Genomic DNA, 24,179 nt, shown 5'->3' on the forward strand with positions numbered 1-24,179 from the left:
ATCTGTTACATACATTGTGGAAATTCCCCCCCTACCAATACCTTGTTTTACCTGATTTCAAAGCGCGAGCGCGCGCCGTGCATTGAAATAAAAATAAACGAAGTGAGGTGATCTCCCTAGGCTGAAGATGGGTAGTGTGTTGTATATTAAAAGGAGGTAAAAATGATGTTGAAAAGAGGAAAAGTTCTAAGTCTATTACTTCTATTCACACTCTTGATTGCTCTAGTACCTGTCGGGAATTCAAATGCAGCTTCAACTTGGAATCAGGTATGGAGCGACGAATTCGATGGTACATCCCTGAATACTGGTAATTGGTCGGCTGAAGTCGGTACCGGTAGCGGTGGCTGGGGAAACAATGAACTGCAGTACTATACCAACCGTTCGCAAAACCTGCAGGTGACGGGTGGAAATCTCGTCATTACGGCGCAAAAAGAAGCCTATGGTGGAATGAATTACACCTCCGCACGGATAAAGTCACAAGGATTGAAAAGTTTTACGTATGGTAAAATCGAAGCGAGAATTAAGTTGCCCTCAGGACAGGGACTATGGCCGGCATTTTGGATGCTTGGATCGAACATTGATTCGGTGGGCTGGCCTAAATCCGGGGAAACGGACATTATGGAGCGTGTAAACAATAATGCCTTTGTTAACGGCACTGTGCATTGGGATGCCAATGGACATGCTGAATATGGACAGGTATCTGGTAATCTTGATTTTTCCCAATACCATGTGTACAGCGTAGAATGGGATGCGAATTATATAAAGTGGTTTGTAGACGGCACTCAGTTTAACGCTTTCTATATCGAGAACGGAACTGGTAACACGGAAGAATTCCAAAAGCCATTCTTCCTTCTGCTAAATCTTGCCGTGGGTGGAAATTGGCCAGGAAGTCCTAACAGTTCGACTCCATTCCCGGCGCAAATGCTGGTTGATTATGTACGTGTGTATCAGGCTTCCGCTACGACAAACATCGAGAGCGGTAGTATTTATACCTTGGCTGACAAGGCAAGCGGTAAGGTGCTGGATGTAGTAGGCGTTTCTACAGCTAGTGGGGCAAAAATGCAGCAGTGGACCAATTACACGGCCAATAACCAAAAATTTAAGGTAGAAAGTACGGGAGACGGATATTACAAGCTTACAGCAGTGCATAGTGGAAAAGTATTGGATGTGCCCAACTCATCAACTTCCACCGGCATACAGTTGCAGCAATGGGACGATAATGGTTCCAATGCCCAGCGGTGGAGAATCGTAGATGCGGGAGGCGGTTACTACAAACTTGTTTCTAAAGCAAGCGGATTGGCCATGGATGTTTCCGGATCTTCTACGGCAGATGGCGCAGCAGTCCAGCAGTGGACCGACAATGGAACGGATGCCCAAAAGTGGTTATTTACCAAAGTTAATTAACGTCCTATTTAAATGAAACCACTTCACTTAGGAGTGGTTTTTTTGGTTTTTCATATTTAGATAGATATACTCAACTCAGAGTATTTTTAAGTAAATTACGAGTTCAATTTATACTAAAAATACCCATAAATATGGTATAATTGATATAATATCCTGCAATATAGTAATTGTAACAAAATGTTCAAAATTAGGTCTTAATTATGATTTTAGGTACTAAGTCCCTTTGATTCTATACTGAAAAGACCTATTTATATGGGATTTCTCTGATCCAATCATTCTTGCAAGGATCATTAATGATAACTGCATAAGTAAACGACAAAATTTTACAAATTGTGAATTGGAGTGACGGTTTATGAAAGTGAATTCAGTATATGTAGGTGCTAGCATTGATGTTATAGCGTTTGAAGCTCTATGGGTAAGGCTTTCCAAAGAGAAACAAGAACGATTAAAGAAATTTAAAAGACAACAGGATATTATTCGTTCTCTAGTTGCTGATCTACTTGCTAGAATGATGTGTGCTGAAGCTATGTGCTGCAGTATGGAGGACGTTGAGTTTGAATACAATGAGTTTGGCAAACCGTTAGTTTCCGGAGATACACCCTGTTACTTTAATGTTTCTCATTCAGGTGATTGGGTAGTTTGCGCAGTTGATAGTGATGCGATAGGTATTGATATAGAACAAAAAGGTAATATAGACCTAGAAATAGCCAGAAGGTTCTTTACTAGTCAGGAATATAGGTACATTTGGGGGGGAGATCCGGTAACACGTATAGATAGATTTTATGAGATTTGGACATTTAAAGAGAGTTATATTAAGGCAGTTGGAAAAGGCCTGACCATCCCGCTTCAATCTTTCGAGGTTGAGATAGCGCAGCAAGAGTACGGAGAATCATTACGAGCTAGAATAAGCAAGAATTCGAGTAGTGCTAATGTATGGTTTTTGAAACAGTACAATATGAATGCCGACTACAAGGTGGCTATTTGTGCAAAAGAACAACTTTTTACCCAGACTATCCATAACATAAACATAAATCGACTTTCTTTATAAAAAACAACGCGGTGAGCGCTAATTTACACGAATGCTGTCACTAATTCTGAATGGCTCTATTTTCACGTAAAAAACCGGGATTAACCAATAAATTTCATGGATTGACAAAAATGACCATCGATAATACAATCTACTCGTTAGTAAATTAATGTAAATTAATCAAATGAATTCTTTATAAGGAAATGAATAAATTTTAATATACCTCGAAGTGAATAGCATAAACTCTAACCCATATCTTTATATTTTCTGCATAAAACTCCACATAACTACTCACATAATTACTCACGCAAAGACTCTACATAGAACTGATTCATAAGGTAATGCCTACAGCGAAAGGGGGAGGGTCTGTCACAAGATAGTATGTTGAGAGATTGCAATAGTAATAAAAATACACTTAAAAACAAGGAGGAATTTATGTGTGGTTTTTAGCGCTGTGGTTGTTAGGTATTATTTCAGGTCTGGTACATTTATATACCCTAGGATTTCCCAACAATGTAAGTGATATAAGTACGATCCTGCTGCTTCATCAATTTGTGGTCACGTTCGGATTGGTTGGCGTAATTGGTTACGTAGTTAATATTGCGAGAGCTGATGAAACAGCGAAGATGTTAGGTTGGCCGGGTGGACCGTTTCAGGTTAAATATGGTTTCTCTCAAGTGGGTTTAGGTGTAATGGGGATTTTGGCCATTTGGTTCCAAGGTACCTTTTGGGTCGGTGTTCTGGTAACCATGTACATCTATGGACTAAGTGGTCTGTGGTCTCATACACATGTGATGATTAAGAATAAGAAGGTCGATGCTGATAGTATAAGCAACCTTATTATGGACGTTGTTTACCAGACATTCATTACAGTGTTGTCGATATTAGCAGGGGGAATCTGGGTTCTGGGATAAAAACTCGAGGGGGTAGGATTGTGATAACAAAAAGAGTGGAATTATCGGAAACCCAGAAAGGTATTTACTTTGATTGCCAAATCGATAACCCTATATCCTATAATATATCTGCAACTTTATTAATTGAGGGCTTACAGGAGAAACACTTTGAGTCGGCTTTAAAATTAGTAATTGGAGAACAAGAAGCCTTACGAAGCAGTCTCCAAATGGTAGATGATTTGCCGGTTCTAGCTATTCATGACCGAATTCCCTATGTATTAGAAAAACAAGATCTTTCAGCTCATGTCGAGCTGAGGGATGAATTAGTAAGAGGAATAACTAAGGAAGAATGCAATACGACATTTGATTTTAGCGAGGCTCCTTTATTTCGCACTAAACTAATTCAATTGGAGGAGCATAAACACCTATTTCTGATCTGCATCCACCATATAATCTCCGATGGTTTATCATTAGAGATTTTTAAGAAGAAATTACTGAATTATTATTCCTACTTGGTAAATAAGAAACCAATGACCTTGAAACAGGATTCTGGGTTCTCTGAATTTATTGAGCGTGAAAATAGTAAACTATTAGATGGAAAGTATAGTAAACAGAAAGAGTATTGGTCACAAAAAATGAGAGGCTCCGAACCGCTGGCCTTACAACCGGATTATTCAGTTAGACACAAAGATCAAGGCATCGGTAAGGAAAAACGTTTTGAAATCCCTTCCGAAATGATTAAGGCCATTCATCATCTGTCCATGGATCAAGAAGTTACGGATTTTATGTTCTTTATGGCAGCTTTTACCGTACTTATGAATCAGTATACGCGAAATGATGATATTATCTTCTCTTCCCCCTTTTCCTATCGCCCTAGCTTTGATCTGGAAGAAACCATGGGTTGTTTTGTCCATATGTTACCTATGCGTTTCAACATTCAGAGTGATGGCCACTTCACTTCTATTCTGCAGCAGGTTTCCCATGAATTAATTCAAGTATATAGAAACATTGGATACCCTAATAATTTGATTGTACGAGACAGCCAATTGGTACCTATGCCTGGCTCGCCTTCGATATTTGATGTGTCTTTTGTCTACGATATATATGAAGAAACAGAAGATAACCATCTTAAGATAGAAGTTCTCGATCAGGATATCGTAACTTTTCCAGGGAGCTTAATGGTCATCTTAAATAAAACTCCGTATCAGGACATGATTAAAATTCAATACAAGTCTGGAATCTTTTCGGATGAAATGATAGAGCTGCTGGGACGTAGATTTCTGAAGCTCCTTGAAGTTGTAATACAAAATGTTGATATCCCAATCGGACAGATTGACTTGTTGTTAGAGAATGAAAAGAAATGCATATTACAAGATTTCAATGCTACTTCTTATTTCCCCTACCAGCCACAGCATATTATGGATGTGCTCCATTCTAAGGTTATCAACCACCCTGACCATATCGCACTGATAGAAGGGGAGAAACAAGAAACCTATGCTTCCGTGAACGCCAAAGCTAATCAATTAGCTCGAAAAATTGCGGGAAGAAAAAGAAAAGCCAATGAAGCGATAGGCATACAGATGCACCGTTCGATGAATTTGGTAATAAGTCTATTGGCGATACTCAAAGCAGGTTGTGCGTATGTGCCTATAGATCCCGCTTATCCCGCAGCAAGAAAAGAGTATATTTTTGAAGATGCGGATATTAATCTTCTTATAACTTCGTCAGAGTGTGAGTTTAAGGAAGACTGGAATATAGATTTTCTTATTATTGATGATCCTGAAACCTATAGCGGCGATGATAGTAATCTCGCAGAGGAACTGGATCCCTTTAGTTTGGCTTACATTATGTACACATCCGGTTCAACCGGCAAACCAAAGGGAGTCATGGTAGAAAATCATAGTGTAGTGAATACATTAATGGATTTGGAAAGACGTTTCCCCCTCGGGAAGGATGATGTGTATCTCCTCAAAACCTCCTTTACTTTCGATGTGTCCGCGACAGAATTCTTTGGATGGTTTATGGGGGAAGGCGCATTATTGGTGTTAGAGCCGGATGGGGAGAAAAATCCTCAATTAATATTGAATGAGATCAGCAAACATGCTGTAACCCATATTAATTTTGTTCCAACGATGTTTAGGCTCTTCTTGGAGTTATTTGATATGAATTCTAATCTGGCAAAGTTAGATCCACTTCAATGGATCTTTGTGGGCGGAGAAGCCGTAACACCGGATATTTTGCAGAAATTTAATGCGCTCCAGACTAATATCAGTCTTGAAAATGTATACGGACCTACAGAATGTACCATTTGGGTTTCTCACTATTCTCTCAAAAATTACAATGGAGCAGCCAATATCCCTATTGGTCAGCCGCTTAATGAGTCTCGTTGGTACGTAGTTGGGAACAATGAACATTTGCAGCCGGTTGGTATTCCAGGAGAACTTTGTTTAAGCGGTGTGGGTTTAGCCCGCGGATATCTGAATATGACTGCATTGACGGAAGAAAAGTTTGTACCAAATCCTTTTTTTGAGGAAGGCATAGATCCTGAATACTATCGATATATGTATCGCACCGGAGACCTTGTACGCTGGCTTCCTAGCGGGACTATTGAGTACTTAGGACGAATTGATTTCCAGGTAAAGGTACGTGGAGTTCGTCTGGAAGTTGGAGAAATTGAAAATGTGTTGTCTGAGTGCGAGGGAATTGTTCAGGCCGTAGTAGTTGTGAAGAAACAAGAGGGGAAACCGGGAGTTCTCTGTGCCTATTATCTCTCGGAGAATGAAATCCCTGTGTCAGAGCTCAAAGATCATCTATCGAATTCATTGCCTACATATATGATCCCCTCATTCTTCGTCCATAAAACAGAGTTGCCTCATAATAATAGCGGAAAAATTGATAGGAATGCACTTATTGCAGACTTAGCTTTTATCAAAGAAACATCCTTAGAGTATGTGTCTCCTAGAACAGAGTTAGAGAGTCAGATTGCATCCGTGTGGCAAGAAGTGCTGTCTGTTCCCCTAGTTGGGTTGGATGATAATTTCTTTGATATCGGAGGGAATTCCTTATCACTGATCCAGGTTCACAATAAACTAAGAAAATTGGTTAACCTTGAATTTACGATCACTTTATTCTTCCAAGCACCGACTGTCCGTTTACTAGCAGAGCACTTTTCTAAGACGGAGGCAGAAGTAATTGGCAATAGAGAAGCCTATTTTAAAAGAAATAAAAAAATCGTACGCCAAGATATAGCGATTATTGGAATGTCAGTGCATGTTCCTGGAGCTGAGAATGTTTTTGATTTCTGGGATAATCTGAAAAACGAAAAGGAAAGCATTCACTTCTATCAAGACGATGAATTAAAGGAGCTGGGCATTGATACTGATCTTTTGAATTCGCCCAATTATGTAAAGGCAAAAGGCAGGCTTCAAGGCGTAGACTCTTTTGATCCCCAATTTTTCGGGTACACACCGGGGGAAGTTCGGATGATGTCCCCTCAATTACGGCTGCTCTATCAAGGTACATGGGAAGCGCTCGAAGATGCCGGTTATTTCCCCAACTCGGATTCCTCCAAAATCGGCATGTTTATGGGCGGTTCCGATGATTTTGAATGGTACAAGCATGTGCTGTTCGGAGACACCGATTTCAGCAATAAATATCAGGCCTTTACGCTCAGCACCAATCACTTTTTAGCAAGCAGAGTCTCTTATAAATTAGATATTAAAGGGCCAGTATTCTCAGCACTTACCGGTTGCTCCACCACATTGGTTACACCGCACTTAGCCTGCCAATCCTTGATTTTAGGGGAATGTGATCTGGCCGTAGCAGGTGGAATTACGATTGAACTTCCCAATGATGGCGGTTACCTGTATGAAGACGGGATGATGTTCTCACCGGATGGACATTGCCGGCCGTTTGATGCCCAAGCTCAAGGTACCGTTTTCTCTAATGGTATGGGGCTTGTTGTATTGAAGAGATTGAATGAAGCCTTGGAAGACGGTGACCAAATCTATGCCGTTATTAAAGGTTCTGCTATTAACAATGATGGCAATCAAAAAGTAGGTTTTCTGGCACCAAGTGTGATTGGTCAAACCGAGGTCATTCAAGAGGCCTATCGTGTGGCGGGAATTGATCCGGAGACCGTTAGCTATGTTGAAGCTCATGGTACGGGAACATTACTCGGCGACCCGATAGAGGTTGAATCCTTATCGAAGGCTTTTGCTTCTGACAAAAAACAATTCTGTGTCTTGGGTTCTGTCAAAGGAAATGTCGGACATACGGATACGGCAGCCGGTGTGGTAGGCCTTGCGAAAGTGGCCCTTAGTCTAAAGCATAAATATATTCCTGGAACCGTGAATTACCAAGATCCGAATCCGAAAATCGATTTTAAAAACACTCCTTTTATGGTTAAAGAACATGGAACGGAATGGGGTAAGGAGCCGTTAACAAACGGTTTGTTACGTGCGGGTATCAACTCTTTCGGTGTCGGTGGAACCAATGCCCATATGGTACTGGAAGAGCCCCCGGCCACTAGCGAGAGTAGTCCTGATGAACAAGTGAATGTGCTACCGTTTTCTGCTAAAAGCGCTGAGGCATTAAGGGAAACTTCAAAAAAAGTAGTAGAGTATCTGCTTGAGAACCCGGGAACCCGTCTGTCTGATGCAGCTTGGACGTTGCAAGTGGGCAGAATGCCATTCCCATATCGTAGCACGTTGGTTATTACTGATGCATTCCGGAATGAGCCGGAGAGAGTGCTTAAGAATCTAAATGATACTGCCTTATATGAAGTGAAAACTTCAAATAGAAAGGTGTACTTTATGTTCCCTGGTCAGGGGAGCCAATATCAGGGAATGGGTCGAGACCTTTATTATTCAGCGGATCAAAGTGCGATGTCCAGGATATTCAAACGTCATATCGACCAAGTATTTGACCTGTTGAAAGAAGAGGAACGTGCGGAGTTTAAGGAGTTAATCTACGGGGATCAGCACCCTCATCAAATTAATCAAACCGAATACAGCCAATTTGCATTATTTGCTACCAGTTATGCATTAGCTAAGACATTAATGGAGTTAGGTATCCAGCCTGCAGGAATGATTGGTCATAGTATCGGAGAGGTTACTGCAGCTACGGTTGCCGGTGTATTTGCTCTGAAGGATGCCGTTGAAATCGTAAGGACTCGCGGTCAAATCATGCAGAAGCAGGAGCCCGGAGTTATGCTGGCTGTCATGGCCGATGCCGGGGAAGTGGAGAAGGAGCTTGAACCGAATGTCTGGCTGGCTTTGGAGAATACGACCCGCAGTTGTGTTGTTGGAGGAAGTGAACAGGCGATTGTTCATTTTGAAAGTAAGTTAGAGAAGCTTGGCTTGAAATTTGTAAGAGTCAAGACCTCTCATGCCTTCCACACACCTATGATGGAACAAGCAGCCCAAGAGTTTCAGCAATTCCTTGCCCAATACACTATGAACGAACCCCTAATACCGATCGTTTCCAATACAAGCGGAACATGGGTTCAGGAAAAGGATATGACAAATCCTGAATATTGGTCCAAACATATTTTAAAGACGGTCAAGTTCTCTAAGAATCTGTCTGAAGTACTCAAAAATAAAGATGATGTTTTTATTGAGGTAGGGGCCGGGCGGACATTAAGCACCTTCGCTAGACAACATGAATCCAGAGCGGACGGGCAGCACTTTATTAATTTGATTCGACATCCGCAAGAAATTGAAAATGATGTGGTATATACAAATAAAAAATTCGGAGAGATTTGGTGTGCAGGTATCCAAGTGGATTGGGTTGCCTTGAAGGGCTCCTCTGTCCGTAAGCGCCTCTCTCTGCCGACTTATGTATTTGATAAAGTCCATTTTCCTATTCATATCCAGACGGACGCTGTGCAAAAATCGGCATTCAACAGACTCGACATCTCAGAGACTAAGTCTTCTATTCCCTTGAGATCCGTTGCTTTTCAAAGTAAAGGCGGTCTGGAGAGTACGGTTGTTGATGCTTACAAAACGGTGTTTGGGTTTGATACCATTGGTGTCGACCAGAACTTTTTTACACTGGGTGGAGACTCCCTTAAGGCGGTAAGTCTATCTTCAGCTATTAAAAATGTATTGGGCATCAAAGTGGAGATCGCTGACCTTTTCAAATATCCATCTCCCGGCGCTTTAGCATCCTATTTAAGTGAAACTGAAGTTAGTACATCAAATGATATGAGCATTAGACCTGCAGCGAAAATGGACGGGTATACCCTGTCATCGGCCCAAAATCGGATGTTTGCCCTTTCATTATTGGACAAAGACAATGTTGCTTATAATCTTCCTTCAGCCACAATGATCAGAGGTCCGTTGGACAAAGTAAGAGTAGAACAGGCCTTGGATAAGTTGATACAACGGCATGAGTCTTTAAGAACTACTTTTAGAATCAGAGACAATCAACCTGTACAGATTATTCATTCAACGGCAAAAGTTCCGATTACCTATTCGGACAAGACCGTCACCAGTCATGAGGATATCCGTCATCTTATCTATGAATTTATTAAACCTTTTGATCTCGAAAAAGCTCCCTTGTTCAGAGTTGAACTCATCAACACCGGTGTGGATAGCTACTTACTTTTGTTCGATCTCCATCACATTATTGCGGATGGTACTTCAGTAGAAATTATAACGAGAGATTTCAATGAGCTTTATTTCGGTGAACTCGCTCCTGCGAAGATTCAATACAAGGATTTTGCTGTATGGCAGCGGGACTACCTTAAGTCGCAAGAAATCGAGGTACAAAAGGAGTTTTGGCTCCAACAACTTGGTGAACATTTGCCTGTCCTGGAATTGCCAATAGACTTTAAGCGACCTCCTGTGAAGGATTTTGCAGGAAGCAGAATTTATTTTGACCTGGATAGACAATTAACTGCTAAACTCGTAGATTTGGCTCAAACCTCAGAAGCGACACTCTTTATGATTATGTTAAGTGCTTGGAATGTCCTTTTAGCCAGATACACGGGTCAAGAAGACATCATTGTAGGGACTCCGGTAGCAGGCAGGACTCAGGAGGAGATAGAAGAAACTGTAGGTATGTTTGTTAACATGTTGGCTATGAGAAATCATCCGGAGAACGGCAAGAGATTTATAGATTTCTTAAATGAGGTGAAAGAGAATTCCCTCAAGGCTTTTGAGAACCAAAATTATCAATTTGATGAGTTGGTTGAACAATTGAACCTCAAACGGGAATTAAGCCGTAACCCACTATTTGATGTTTGCTTCGATTTTCAGAATATGGAAGTTTATGATTTGGAAATTAACGGCATCCGCTTTACGCCGTATACCTTCGAGACGAATTCTGCTGCTTACGACCTTGTTCTGACTTGCCAGGAAAACAAGAAAGATCAGGTTATAACAGGATTTTTCGAATATTCAACGGGTTTATTTAAAAAAGAAACTGTGGAACGGATGGCTCGGCACTTCCGGGAAATCTTGGTCCATATCACTCAAGAGAAAGATGTTCGAATTGCCGATATCGGCCTTCTTCCTCAAGCAGAGAAACAATTCATCTTGAAGCAATTCAATAATACTACCCTTAAGTTTAATGATACTTTACTCATCCAGGAGATGTTCGAGCACAATGTGCAGGCTTTTCCTGATAAAACGGCATTAATTGTATCAAGCGGCAAGAAGCTGACTTATCGGGAGCTAAATGATCAATCCAATGCGCTGGCTTGGCGCTTAATTGAATTGGGTATTCACAAAGACTCTCTTGTCGGAATAATGCCCCGTAGAGATGAATACTTGTTAATTTCTATACTTGGCGTATTAAAGGCAGGGGGAGCGTATGTCCCTATTGATCCAGGGTTTCCTGAAGAGAGAATTGCTTATATGCTGTCGGAATGCGAAATCAGCACATTAATTTGCTCTGGCGAATACCGGGATCTGGTTCATTTTGAAGGTACAATAATTGATTGTGAGTCTCTGGATACGAACTCCAACTTATACAGTAATCCCTCACAAAGGGGAATTAAGAACAGCTTGGCTTGTGTCATATTCACTTCCGGTTCAACAGGCAGACCGAAGGGAGTAATGATTAACCAAGAATCTATCGTTAATTTCATTCATGACATAAAGAACAGAGAGATTTTTAGGAGTCGCGATGACAGAATGATCAGTGTCACCACACTGTCTTTCGATATTTTTGGATTTGAATCCATTGTTCCGTTATGCACAGGTCATTCTGTTTATTTGGCTGACGAAAATGAACAGCTGGACCCGTCCTTGGCCAACCAAAAGATCATTGAACACAAAGTCACTCATATCTTAAGTACCGTCTCCCGGATTAAAGCTTTTGTCGAGAACCCTGATTTTGATCAGGCTTTGAAACAGCTGAAGTGCATCTTAAGCGGTGGTGAAAATTACCCGGTGCAATTGCTGCAAGATCTGCAAAAGAGATCCCAAGCAAGAATCTTTAATATGTACGGTCCGACAGAAACAACAATTTGGTCAACTACAAAGGAACTTACTCATTCAAGTTCGATTAACATCGGACAGCCTATTGCCAATACTCAAGCCTACATCATGAATACCGTCGGCAAACTACAGCCAATCGGGGTTTTTGGAGAGCTATATCTTGCAGGTCACGGCCTTGCCCGTGGTTATTTAAATAATCCGGAGGAAACGAAGGATAAATTTATTGAGGTCTCAGATCTTCCAGGAATCCTTCTTTATAAAACAGGTGATCGGGCCAGACTTCTTGACAACGGTGAAATAGAACTCCTAGGCAGACTGGACTCTCAGATAAAGATCCGCGGCTACAGAATCGAATTAACTGAAATTGAGAAAATGGTTCTGAGCCATGAGAATATTCGTCAAGCGGTACTTACCGTGATAGACGACAAAAGGAATAACAAACAGCTTGTATTGCATTATTGCACCAAAAAAGAGGTAGAGCTCTCCAGTGAAGACAGCGTATGGCTGAAAGGATGGCTGAGAGAATGTCTGCCTCATTATATGGTACCTTCCTACTTCATACATTTAGATGAAATGCCTGTCCTGCCTAATGGGAAAATAAACAGAAATGCTCTGATTCTACCGCAGGAAGCAAGTACATCAACCAAGGTGCAAGTAATACCGCCTTCATCAGAGCTGGAAAGAGCATTACTGGAGGCTTGGAAAGAAGTATTAAATGTTGAGCGCCTCAGTGTTCGGGATAACTTTTTCGATGTAGGTGGAAACTCTCTGGGATTAATATTAATAAATAATAAATTGAACTTGCTTATTGGAAGGTCAATTCCTTTAATGCAGCTATTCCAGCATCCAACCATTGAATCTTTGGTTAAGAGTCTGGGTGTTCCAGCAGTGCAATCCACTGAGGATAGGTTGCCACAGCTTACTTCGTACGCTGAACCGGATTCAACGGATATAGCCGTTATAGGGATGTCCTGTAAATTCCCCGGGGCGGATGATTTAGATTCATTTTGGAGGAATATTGTTTCCGGGAAGGAATCCATCACTTACTTTGATCAAGAAGAATTATTGGAGTCCGGCGTTGACCCTGAGTTATTGTCGAATCCGAATTATGTAAAGGCTAAAGGTTTTTTAGAGGGAATAGAGTACTTTGATTCTGAATTCTTTGATTATCCATATCAGGAATCCAATATGATGGATCCCCAAATCCGGATTCTTCATCAATGCGTCTGGGAGGCTGTGGAACATGCGGGCTATAATTCTTCATCCTATAAAGGAAGAATAGGATTATTCGCCGGTAGTGGTTCCAGCTTGCCTTGGATGACCCGGTTTTTAGGAAATCAGAATGATTTTTTAAGTGCTTTTGAAGCCCTGACCTTAAATGAAAAGGATTATCTGACAACAAGGGTGTCCTATAAGCTTAATTTGAAGGGACCTAGCTTTAATATTCAAACGGCTTGCTCCACATCCTTGGTAGCTATTCACCAAGCTGTCCAGTCATTAATTAGCGGAGAATCCGATATGGCCATAGCCGGTGGAGTATCTATTTCTTATCCGCGAAAAGAAGGATATCTCTGGCATGAAGGCATGATTTTATCCAAAGATGGCCATTGCAGACCTTTTGCCGAAGATTCCTCTGGAACCGTATCAGGAAATGGCTGCGGAATTGTATTGCTAAAACCGCTTACCGCTGCAGTAAGGGATGGAGATAAAGTCTATGCCGTAATTAAAGGTTCTGCCATTAATAATGATGGAATTGAGAAAATCGGGTATACAGCACCGAGTGTAGCCGGACAAGCCTATGTAATTGATGCTTCTCTTAAAAAAGCAGGCGTGTCTCCAGAGGACATCAACTATCTCGAAGCTCATGGAACTGGAACTAAATTAGGTGATCCGATCGAAATTGAAGCACTCAAGCAGTCATGGAATACCGACAAAAAAGGATATTGTGCCATAGGGTCTGTTAAGGCGAATATTGGTCATTTGGATGCTGCGGCAGGTGTAGCCGGTTTTATTAAGACTGTGTTGACGCTGTACCACAGAACGATACCTCCTCTTATTAATTATAATGAGGCCAATCCGATGATTGATTTTGACAACAGCCCGTTCTATATCAATACAGAAGCGAAGTATGTTACAGATTCTCATGCAACCTTAAGAGCCGGAGTGAGCTCTTTTGGTATAGGAGGAACCAATGTTCATGTTATTTTGGAACAACCGCCTCTGGAGCAGCAAATGAGTATTTTACCAGATACAGTACATGTGCTGCCGTTCTCCGCAAGAAGCCAAACAGCACTAGCCAATACTTCGGAAGCTGTACTGAGCTACTTGGAGAATACCGGAGGTCTTAATCTTTCAGATGTAGCGTGGACCTTACAGGATGGACGTAAAGCATTCGAATACAGAAAAGTATTGGTAGTGAACAACTCATCAATCAAAAAGCAGGAAAACAATATAACCGAGTTCTTAAATCATCCCGGAGAGAGAATACCGGACATTAAAAAATCTGTATTTTTCATGTTTTCAGGAGAGAAAAGCTACTATCAAGGGATGGCTCGCGGCCTATATTTCTCAGATCATAGAAGCAGAATCTCAGAGGTGTTTGGACAGTATATGGACCATGTTCTGTCGTTCCTGCAAGAAGATGAACGTGTGAATTCCCTAAGAATATTGTCCAGCAGTGTAGAGCAATCGGAGATCAATCCAACGGGATATAATCAACTCCTTTCGTTTGCGATCGGTTACTCACTAGGAAAAACCCTGATTCAGACAGGTGTAGTTCCTATTGGGGTGATGGGTCAAAATATCGGAGAAATATGCGCACTCACGGTTGCAGGAGTTCTGGAACTGGAAGATGCCATTGATCTGGTACGAAAATACAACGGAGGGCTGCAACACGAGGAGACAGGTTCATTAATTGCTGCTATAGCAGAGGGTAATGTGGAAGTAAGTGAAAGATCAACTCTTATATCATGTCTAGAAAATATCTCTCAATACAAGCTGAATCAGCCTTGGGTGCAGTTACTTTCAAACGGAGATGGAAGCCTAGAGAAGGCATTGGCAGAAAAGAATTCTATATTCATTGAAGTAGGCGCTGGTAATGGGCTGCAAGAGTTACTTACACAACATTCGGATGGGGAAGTAGTACATCTGATTCGTTGCTTCGCAGAAGAACAGGATGACTTGGTATACCTCAATCAAATACTTGGACAACTCTGGTGTCAGGGTGTAGATCTGGATTGGAATAGGTTAAAGGGAGAGTCCTTCAGAAAACGGGTCCCTTTACCTACCTATGTTTTTGATAAGAAATTTCATGAGAACGATGTGTCTTTATACAATTTTGCAAACCGGGCACTTGATAGCACAACCTCCGGGGCACAAGTGGAGGCGGATTGTTCTGAGAAGAACCCTGAGGAAAAGGTCATTCATCTGTTATCTGGTATCTGGCGAGAAATATTGGGCTGTGAGGAGGTTCGTTCCGAGGATGACTTCTTCGTGCTTGGCGGACACTCCCTGAAAGCCATTTCCTTAGCTGCACAAATTCAAAAGAGTTTCGCTGTTGAAATGCCGTTATCAGAACTATTTGCCCGCCCTGTTTTTAATCAAATGGTAGATTGGTTATTGTCCAACGCTCAAAAACAAACAGTAAGCAGCATTCTACCCGTTCAGAAGAGAAGCCAATATGAAGTCTCATCGGCGCAAAAGCGGATGTACGTGGTCAATGAAATGATCGGCGATGCTGTCCCTTATAATCTTGCTTCTATTTATCTGGTACATGGATTAGTTGATCGAGAAAAGTTTGTGAGGGTTATGGACGAGTTGGTACACAGACATGAATCGTTAAGAACTAGATTCCAGATGATCGAAGGAGAAGTCGTACAAATTATCGAGGAGAATATAGCGTCCATCGTCGAATTCGGGACAGCCGCTGAGGATCAGATTGAAGCTGAAGTCCAAAGTTATATTAGGCCCTTCGATTTGTCTAAAGCACCTTTATTGAGAGTAAAGTTAATATCCATCCATTCAGAAAAGCACGTGCTCTTCATTGACATGCATCATATTATCTCTGACCAAAGTTCTATTGCGATCTTGTTACAGGAGTTTGCTGTCTTATATCGTGGAGAAAAGTTAAATCCGCTTGACCTTCAATATAAGGATTTCGCAGCCTGGCAGAATGAAATATTCAAGAGTAAAGAAATTGAAAAACAAATGGCGTACTGGAAGGATGAATTTACCGGGGAAATTCCAAAGCTTAACATGCTGTCAGACTTTAGAAGACCCCGTATCCAGACCTTCGAAGGAGATGTTGTTCCACTCGAACTGGGTGTAGAGCTCAGTGCCCAAATGAACATCTTAGGGAGAGAATATGGTTTAACTCCGTACATGCTTCTTATGGCAGCACTGAAGTTAGTCTTGTGGAAGTATACAGGACAAAATGATCTGGTTGTAGGGACAGGTATTGCAGGACGACGAGATGCGGATCTTGATTCCATAGTGGGAATGTTTGTGAACACGCTGGCAATAAGATCACAAACCAATGAAGCATTAACCGTTACTGAATATCTGCAATATATGAAAGAAAAAATGATCAAAGCCTACGAAAATCAGGACTGTCAATATGAGATGTTAGTTGAAATGCTGGAGCTTGAAAAAGATATGGCCAGAAACCCACTTTTTGATGTGGTGATTAATTACATTAATATGGGGACTGAAGAATTGGCCATAGGAGATTTGGAACTTTCACCTTGGCCAACGGCAAAGATAGACTGCAAATTTGATATTACATGGACCATTCAGGATAAGGATGGAAGTTATTACTCAGATATAGAGTATAACACCGCTCTCTTTACACGTGAGAGCATGGAGTCTTTCGGGAATAGACTATTGCACATGTTGAGACTCATTACAACTGAACCTGAACGTAAGCTAGGAGCACTCTCCATCATGACTCCCGATGAGGAAAAGTGGCTATTGGATTTAAACCAGACTGCAACAGCCTTTCCAAGGGACAAAACCATTATTCAGCTTTTTGAGGAACAAGTACAACAAAATGGTCATCGAATAGCCATCATCTGGGAGAGCGAGGAAATTAGCTATATGGATTTAAATAACAGAGCTAATAGACTCGCAGAGCAGATTGCTATGCACAATGTAAGATGCGGCGATAAAATCGCAATTTTACTTGAACGGGGTCCATTGCAGATTATTAGTATTTTGGGAATACAGAAATCCGGTTGTGTCTATGTGCCGATCGATCCTGAATACCCGGATAACCGTATTAATTTCATTCTTGAGGATAGCGGTTCTTGCTTGTTGCTAACTCAATCAGAGCTTCTATCGGGTATAACTCATGAGATTCCTGCACTCTTAGTAGATATTGAGCCGGACTTGCTGAAATCCAATGAAGATTTATCGCTAACAATGAACCGTCCCTTCCCATCTGCTCGTGCTGAAGATCCAGTATATATTATGTACACTTCAGGATCGACAGGCACGCCAAAGGGAACTCTCATTAGTCACCGGAATGTAATACGCGTAGCCAAAGAAACTAACTTTATTACGATTGAACCAACGGACAGACTCTTACAACTATCCAATTATGTATTTGATGGATCAGTATTTGATATCTATGGTGCCCTGCTTAACGGAGCTTGTCTAGTAATGATCGCTAAGCAAGCTGCCATTGAGATCGCCCAATTGTCTGAGTTCATCGAACAACAAGAAATTTCGGTGTTCTTTGTTACAACCGCTCTGTTCAATATGCTGGTAGATGGAGACCTTACCTGTCTGAAGAATGTTCGTAAGATTGTATTTGGCGGGGAGGCTGCTTCTCTCATTCATGCACGGAAAGCCTTGGAGGCACTGGGGCCGAACAAGATTATTAACGGTTATGGGCCAACGGAATCAACGTTCTTTGCAACTTACTACCCTATTAACAAAATAGGGAACAATGATCAATCCGTACCTATTGGTACAGCCCTGTCTAATACAACACTGTATATTCTTGATTCACAAGGTCAGCCTGTCCCATCTAATGTTCCTGGTGAACTATATATCGGAGGCGATGGGGTGGGTATAGGCTACCTGAACAGAGATGAACTAACGAGGGAGAAATTCATAGAGAATCCATTTGACAGCTCTGAAAAGCTCTATCGTACAGGAGATTTGGTATGGCGTATGCCTTCGGGTGATATCGGATTTATTGGTCGTACGGATTTCCAAATCAAAATCAGAGGTTTTAGAGTGGAGTTAGGTGAAATTGAAGCTCAAATTAAAGATCTCTCGGGTATTCAGGATGTAATCGTTGTACCGCAAACAGACAAGTCAGGAAGTCTCTATATTGCTGCTTACTATACTGTTGAGGGGCTAACTCACCTCGAATCAGAGCAGATTAGAGAACTTCTTCTGAACAAGATGCCGGATTATATGATTCCTTCACGGATGATGAAGATGGACATCTTCCCACTGACTCTAAATGGAAAAATTGATCGCAAGTCTCTGCCGGTTATTGAAGAACATAAAGATCAATTATCCAGCTATGTTGCACCTAGAAATGAACTGGAACAAATGATCCTTACAAAAATGCAGGATGTTCTCGACAATAGCACCATTGGGATTAGAGATGACTTCTTTAGATTTGGCGGACAATCCATAAAGGCCATTGCGTTGGTTCAGTCCTTATCAAAGTCAGGTATTCCGGTAAAGGTAAATGAGGTCTTCCAGTATCCTACGGTTGAAGGGCTGGGAGCTCTGCCCGAAGTCAGAAAGGTATTTGCATTGGATGCGAAACGCAAGTCAGCCACACCAGAACAAGAAATAAACCTGAATGTTGTAGCTCTTAATAAAAAACAAATAGATAGTCTCGTAGCTCATGTACGAAATACTTGTTCTATGATCTCAACTATGATTGCTTCTGCGAACCGGTTGGGCGAATTCCCACTCTCTCCCGTTCAGTTCGCTCATGCTTCACTCGGGTCAAGTATAAGCGGGTTTACCACCCGGATCATCGGGGAGTTGGATGAGCGGAACATACGCGAGATATTTATGAACACCATTCGCGACAATCAGCTGCTTCATTGCGTGATCAACAAAGATCAGGCACTGGGATGGAGCGAGTGTGACATCTCAGATCTTCAATCGTTGATTCTGCAGAACATTCCGTACTTAGACTTACGGGAATATACACCTCTTACCAAAGAACAAATTACAGAGCAGCTGTGCTCAAGATTGTTATTATCGGACTATCTGTTAGGTGAATTACCTTGGAGACTTTGCTGCCTCCGCTTAAGTCAAGATACCCATTATGTGATTTGGGGTTTTGATCATACAGCCTTTGACGGGATGAGTGCCGAGGTGATTCGTCATCAGTTGGAACAGGCGGTTTATGATTCACTGAATGAAGCTGAAGGTATTTCGGGTGAGTCCGCTGGAAAACCACTTCCGCAAAAGTATCAAGATTATGTCGCACTGCTGGCAACAGGACCCCAAGGAATCGGTGAACAAGAAATCATTGACCGTTTCTCCTTAGAGGTCTGGAATGAAAGCAATCAAATGCTGATGGAAAAGCTGGATCAAATCCCGAATAGGTGCGATAAAGAAATCCAGTTTCATATCCCGTTAAAGGATACCGATATTCAAGCCCAGTGGTGGAAAGCCTTTGATTTCATTGTGAATTTATTCAGCGAATACACGGGAATTCCAGAAATTCCGATAGCAATTGTTAATTACGGCAGAAGCTACAATAACCAAGATTTTTATAACTGTGTCGGTGAGTTTCTGGATATCATTCCTTTGGTTGTAAGGGGAAGTAATCCAGAGGTACATCCGATGGAACTTATTAAGCAGTGTCAGCTTCATTCTATTAACTTTCTATCTTTATTATTTGATCCTGTGTTATCCAAGAAATTCTCTAAGATAGCGGACCTCTTAAATCCGGCTTATCAAGTATTGGAGGAGCCAAAACCATTTGTACTATTCAATTTCCAAGGATTTGTATCTAAAGAAGAACAGGAAGCCTTTAGTAATCCACCAGAGGTTGAGGATCAGAACAAGCTGGCAAAAGTATTAGTCACTGTTAATTATAATGAGGAGAATTTAAGAATTATCCTAGAAAGCTCAATGGGTTTTAATCTGGATAAGCTCAGTGAGACCATGGAGACAAAATTAAGTCAATATTCAAATGTATTCGTTAATTATGGATTAATGGAGGCCGGAAATGTCTAAGAAAGCGATCCAGCATGGCAAGCCGATTGAACTTCCGAAAGAGTACGATACTTTAGCTGGAATGATGATGGCTACCGTTGAGAATTATCCGCTTAAAGGGATTACGTATGTGGATGCTTCTGGAAAAGAAGACTTTGAATCGTATCCGGCATTAGTCGAAAATGCACGTAAATATCTTAAAGTTCTCTATCGCAAGGGACTGAAGTCTGGGGATATCGTAATCCTGGAAATCGACAACTCCAAAGATTTTTATCGGACATTTTGGGCTTGTATTTTCGGAGGGATCATCGCTGCACCAGTGAGTCAGCCGACCTCATGGGAACCCCAGTCAACGGGATTATTGAAGTTCACTAAAATATGGGAAGTGTTAAATAAACCTGTAGTAGTAGTGGAAGAACAACTTCGGGCCCGGTATCAAACTTTACAGGAGGTCTCTCCTTATGAACAGCTTCGGTTCATCTCGTTAAATGAATTAAGTGCAAATCCAGATGAAATGGAAGACATTCATTGGACCCAATCGGAGGATATTGTATTCTTACAGTTCTCCTCAGGGAGTACAGGAATCCCCAAAGGTGTGCAACTTACGAACAAAAATATAATTACTAACACGGTCTCCTGTAAAAACGGGCTTGGTACACAGGCCGATGAGGTTGCTTTTACTTGGCTGCCTCACACCCATGATATGGGCCTGTTTGGACAGCATTTAACCCCGGTCATGAGCGGAAGTGACATTATGGTGTTCTCACCGTATACCTTTATTCGCTCGCCGTATATTTTTCTCAAAAAGATTACCGAACACAGAGGGAAATGGTTCTGCTGCACGAACTTCGGATACGACTGGATGGTGCAGAAAGTACCTGACTCCAAATTATCAACGCTGGATCTGTCCTCTCTAAGATTAACGTTAAATGGTGCTGAACCGATATCCGCAACGGTAATCCGGAATTTCACTGAGAAATTTTCGAAGTGTGGATTTAAACCTAACATGATGTTCCCGGCTTACGGTATGGCAGAGGCGACAGTCGGTGTATCGATGCCTCAAATCGGAGGTTTGCCTAGATTTGAGAGGATTTACCGTTCGAAATTGACGAACGAGAACCTGGCCGTTCCTGTAAAAGATGCTGACGACGAAGACTGTGTTGAATTTGTACATGAGGGATACGCAGCGGATGGAATCAGTATCCGAATTGCAGATGAACAAGGGAATACCCTCGATGAGAACATGATCGGTGAAATTCAGATCAAAGGAGATTCCGTTACCTCAGGTTATTATAATCTTGAGCATGTAACCAAAGATCTGTTCATTGACGGGTGGTTGCATACGGGTGATCTTGGATTTATGGTCGACAATGGTTTGATCGTAAGCGGCAGAATTAAAGATATTATCTTTGTCCGGGGTCAAAATTTCTTTGCCCATGATTTAGAGGAAGTTATATACGGTCTTGGAACCATACCTCGGGGCAATATTATGCTGGTTGGACATTTTAATAGTAGAACACAACAGGAAGAACTGCTTGTCTTCGTCAAGCACAAATCAGATGTAGAGAAGTTCCTGCCTATCCGTCAAAGCATCATCGACCGCCTGCAGGAATCCTTAGGAATTGAGACCACCCATGTTATCCCTATCAAATTAATACCCAAGACCACAAGCGGGAAGCTGCAACGGTTCCAATTACGAAAAGGCTTCGAAAATGGGGATTTCAACGATGTTATTAATGAAATTCAAATGACTCTAGCAGATAGCGGGCATAACGAGAGACCCATCAATCTTCCTCAGAATGAGTTGGAGATATTCCTTCACAACACCTGGTCTGAAATATTGAGTATTCCTACGCACCGAATTTCTATTGATGATACCTTTTTATCTCTAGGTGGAAATTCCATTCGAGCATACCAATTACTAGACCTGATAGGCAAACATTTTGATAAGGAGATTGGATCTGAGGTCTTAGTCTTTTGTAAGACGATTAGAGAAATTGCCGACTATCTCCAAGCCATGCCTTCCAAGAATGAAGAATCTTCTAAGGGTTGGAAGACGGATAATCAACTGGATATTCATAAGGCTGTCGCCATTACAGGGTTGGCTGTGAGACTTCCAAATGCTAAGAATCAGGAGGAATTCTGGGACAATCTAGCTTCGAAAAAGGATAGCGTCTCTAAGATCAGCTTTAAACGAAGAGCACAAGCCGGTAAGCCGGAATGGGATGATTGGCTGGGGGAGCTAGAGGAAGCAGACAAATTTGATAATGAATTTTTCGAAATCTCTGCTGAAGAAGCCATGTTTATGGATCCGCAGCAAAGACTCCTTTTAGAAGTTTCATATGAAGCGCTAGAAGATGCGGGTGTCATTGCGGGTTCGGAAGATGAGAAACGTAATATCGGTGTATACGTTGGGATCAGCCCAAGTACGTATTACCAGCTTGTAGTTGATCATATCGAAAAGAATGGACTGGATCACATTCATCCAAACGCTATGGTTGGCAATATGTCCAATATTGGTGCGGCCTTGATCTCACATTTGTATAATTTCACAGGACCCGCACTAGCCATTGATACAGCATGTTCATCATTCTTGGTTGCCCTACATCACGCTGTGTCAGCGATCAGACAGAACCAGATTTCGGGAGCAGTGGTTGGCGGAGCAAATGTTGTATCAACTTCCATCGTACATTCTTTATCACGGAAAGCGGGAATATGCTCTTCCACCAATCATACTAGAGTATTCGATAAGAATGCTGATGGATCAGTGCTAGGAGAAGGAGCTGTCGTAGTCTATCTGGAACCCCTTATCCAAGCCGTAAAGACGAATAAAAATATCTACGGAGTCATCCGTGGAACTGCGATTAATAATGACGGATATTCACTGGGCATTATGGCACCTAATCCTAAGGGACAATATCAGGTACTAGCAGATGCCTATGCGGACGCCAATCTATCACCCAATGAAATCAGCTATATTGAAGCACACGGATCAGGTACGACCATTGGTGATCCAATTGAGATTAGTGCCTTAACAAAATTATTCTCAAAACCTGAACCGGGCGATCAACCCCATATTGGAATCGGATCTGTAAAAACCAATATTGGTCATCTCTTCCCCGCATCCAGTGGAGCCAGTCTTGCAAAGGTATTACTGAGTATGAAAAACCAAAAGTTGGCACCAAGTTTACATATGGAGGATGTTAATCCTGCATTGCAGCTGGAGAAAACTCCCCTTTATGTTGTCAAGGATTTGAAGGACTGGTCCCCTAAAGATGAGCAGACCCGGAAAGCGGGAATAAGTTCATTTGGATTAGGAGGAACGAATGCTCATATCGTATTGGAGGAATGGAATAAAAGTGTGGTGGTTCCCAAGGAACAACGCTTGAATCTTTTAACCCTGTCGGCCAAAACGGAAAAGGCACTGGAGAGCATAATCAGCCGCACTGAAATTTTACTGAAAGATTCGCCGGATATGGATTTTAACCATTTATGTTTCACTCGTAATCGATATCGAAAACATTACAGCTATCGTGCCGCATGCCTGATTTCAACCGCTCAGGACACTAATACATTAACTCACATAGGTAAAGGACAATTTCTAAAGAAACGTTCAGCCAAAGTAGCAGTTATCCTAGGAGATTTGAAAAGCAGTTATGGTGGGGACAACAGCGTATTTAAACGGGAGGCGGATGCTGCTTACCAGAAATACGCTTTGGAAGTTAGCAGTACGAAGATGCACGCGGTTATGAACGACAATCAAAATACGGATGAATGGATATATTTAGCCTACTGGCATTCATTTATATCGAAATTACAACAAACGGGTGTAAATATTACCGAGATGAGTGGAATAGGTTCAGGACAAGTTCTCGCTGATTTATTGAATGGAAAAAGTGGTGAGAAGAACAAATCAGCTAAGTCCAATACGGCGGACATTGTACTCGGTCTGGGTATAACGGAGGAGGATTTGCTGAGTATTTTACCTGATGAACTGAAAAGAAAAGTAAAAACAGTATGTTTGCAGCCTGAAGGGGATACCTCCTTTGAACTTAACATGTTATCAGTCATAGGGGAACTGTATGCCGCGGGTGCCGATTTCGACTGGGAATATATTCACCCGGATGGATCGGGTACAATGATTCACTTACCGACCTACCCCTTTGAGCAGAAGGCCTATTGGATCAATGAAACGAGAGGAGAATGATT

Annotated in this window: 5 protein-coding genes; all 5 read left to right on the forward strand. The window is 41.7% G+C overall.

Annotation, left to right across the window (positions count from 1 at the left end; all coding sequences use genetic code 11):
• Positions 1 to 165: 165 nt before the first annotated feature.
• The 5 genes from PWYN_RS15900 (at position 166) to PWYN_RS15920 (ending at position 24,177) form a co-directional block, all read left to right on the forward strand.
• Positions 166 to 1,404: an RICIN domain-containing protein gene (locus PWYN_RS15900; protein ID WP_036654058.1), complete on the forward strand. Its 1,239-nt coding sequence runs from the start codon at positions 166 to 168 to the stop codon at positions 1,402 to 1,404.
• A 352-nt stretch (positions 1,405 to 1,756) separates the two neighbouring features.
• Complete coding sequence (locus PWYN_RS15905) at positions 1,757 to 2,452, forward strand: 4'-phosphopantetheinyl transferase family protein (protein WP_052088031.1); 696 nt, start codon at positions 1,757 to 1,759, stop codon at positions 2,450 to 2,452.
• Positions 2,453 to 2,868: 416 nt separating this feature from the next.
• Entirely contained in the window at positions 2,869 to 3,345 is a 477-nt protein-coding gene (locus PWYN_RS15910; RefSeq protein WP_036654060.1) for a DUF6790 family protein, read from the forward strand.
• Positions 3,346 to 3,365: 20 nt separating this feature from the next.
• Entirely contained in the window at positions 3,366 to 19,991 is a 16,626-nt protein-coding gene (locus PWYN_RS15915) for a hybrid non-ribosomal peptide synthetase/type I polyketide synthase (RefSeq protein ID WP_036654062.1), read from the forward strand.
• Positions 19,984 to 24,177 carry a beta-ketoacyl synthase N-terminal-like domain-containing protein gene (locus tag PWYN_RS15920; protein WP_036654063.1) on the forward strand — a complete coding sequence of 1,398 codons (4,194 nt, stop codon included), beginning with the start codon at positions 19,984 to 19,986 and terminating at the stop codon, positions 24,175 to 24,177. Before PWYN_RS15915 ends, PWYN_RS15920 begins: the two co-directional genes overlap by 8 nt.
• Positions 24,178 to 24,179 lie beyond the last annotated feature (2 nt).

This window comes from Paenibacillus wynnii, from assembly GCF_000757885.1.
GTDB lineage: Bacteria > Bacillota > Bacilli > Paenibacillales > Paenibacillaceae > Paenibacillus_AQ > Paenibacillus_AQ wynnii.